The organism is Pseudonocardia sp. ICBG601, assembly GCF_020496245.1.
The window spans coordinates 1-1,602 of record NZ_JAHLJA010000202.1; the positions used below are offsets into that span (position 1 = coordinate 1).

A 1,602-nucleotide genomic window follows, 5' to 3' on the forward strand; every position below is an offset into this window, starting at 1 on the left:
GGTCGCCGGCGGCGAGCACGGGCATTCCGAGGACGAGATTCGCTACGCCCGCGCCGCTACCTGAGCACCGAGGCCGCGCGCAGATCGCGATCGAGATCGCCAACGCCACCTTCGCCGCCCGCCAGCAGACACTGTGGGCGACGGATCCACGGGGCCAGCGACTCGACTCACTTCGGCGCGTTCGACCAGAACATCTTCACCGAGTGGCACTCCCGCTACGGCGGCCGAGGGGTGCTGATCTACTGGCACGTCGAGCGCGGCTCCGTGGTGATCCACTCGCAGCGGCTGAACTGCTCGGCCTCCGAGGTGCACGCGATGGTCGACGGCGCGATCCGGCATGGCACCGACATGCAGGTCGAGGCCAATTACGTGGACACGCATGGTCAGTCCGAGATCGGGTTCGGCATCACGAAGCTGCTCGGGTTCGACCTGCTGCCGAGGATCAAGCGGATCAACAAGGTCAAGCTGTACCGCCCGGCTGCTGGCGAGCCAGACGCCTGGCCGGGTCTGGCACCGGCGATGACCCGCCCGGTCCGGTGGGACCGCATCGCTGAGCAGTACGACCAGATGCTCAAGTACGCCACCGCGATCCGCGTGGGCACCGCCTCGACCGAGGCGATCCTGCGGCGATTCATGAAGGCCAACGCAGCGCACCCGACCTACCAGGCGATGATCGAGCTGGCCGGGCGCAAGACCATCTTCTTGGCCCGTTACCTGCACAGCCGGGCACTCCAGCGAGAGATCCACGAGGGCCTGAACGTGGTCGAGTCGTGGAATCGGGCCAACGCGGTCATCTTCTACGGCAAGGGCGGGGACCTGGCCACCAACCGGCGCGACGAGCAGGAGATGAGCGTGCTGTGCCTGCGGATCTTGCAGGCCGCCCTGTTGTACGTGAACACCCTGATGATCCAGGACCTGCTCGCTGGCTCCGAGTGGGACGACGCGCTCACCGCTGAGGATCGGCGCGGGCTGACGCCGCTGTTCTGGGCGCACGTGCTGCCCTACGGCGAGGTGCGGCTGAACATGGACGCCCGTCTTCGCCTGGCCGCCGCCGCCTCACACGGCTGACTGGCCGGTCTCGAAACCAAGGTTCCGCGACAGCGTGCAGGCGAGTTCGGACATCGACATCACCCAGGTCACGCTGTCTCACAATCTAACGTCGAAACACCGCCTCGAAACACGGCCACATGGTAACTTATGAGACAGTTGCGGGAGGAAACGAGACGATCATGACCGGCGAGTCCGCCATTACCGACCCGCGGATCGCCGCCGCCCTGGATGCCGACCGGACCAGGCCAGGACGGTGACGTGATGGAACTGGGCTACGCCCGCGTCTCGACCACACACCAGGACCTCGAACGACAGCTCGACGCCCTGGGCCACCACGGCATACCCGACGAGCGGATCTACACCGACAAGAAGACCGGCGCCACCATCGACCGGCCCGGCTTCACCGAGCTGCGCCGCTACGCCCGCTCCGGCGACACGATCATCGCGACCAACCTCGACCGACTCGGCCGCAATCTGCGCGAATGCCTCAACGTCGTGCACGAGCTGCGCGAGCAGGGCATCGGGATCAAGACCCTGAAGGACCCGATCCCG

2 protein-coding genes are annotated in these 1,602 nt (G+C 66.6%); both read left to right on the plus strand.

Annotated features, from left to right (window positions below; genetic code table 11):
• Window positions 1–144: 144 nt before the first annotated feature.
• The gene (locus tag KPL57_RS60320; protein ID WP_308253254.1) at window positions 145–1,068 is read left to right on the plus strand and encodes a Tn3 family transposase; all 924 of its coding nucleotides are present in this window, start codon (window positions 145–147) and stop codon (window positions 1,066–1,068) included.
• Between the two features lie 243 nt (window positions 1,069–1,311).
• The coding region (locus tag KPL57_RS60325; RefSeq protein WP_226358892.1) for a recombinase family protein at window positions 1,312–1,602 on the plus strand (291 nt) is incomplete at its 3' end.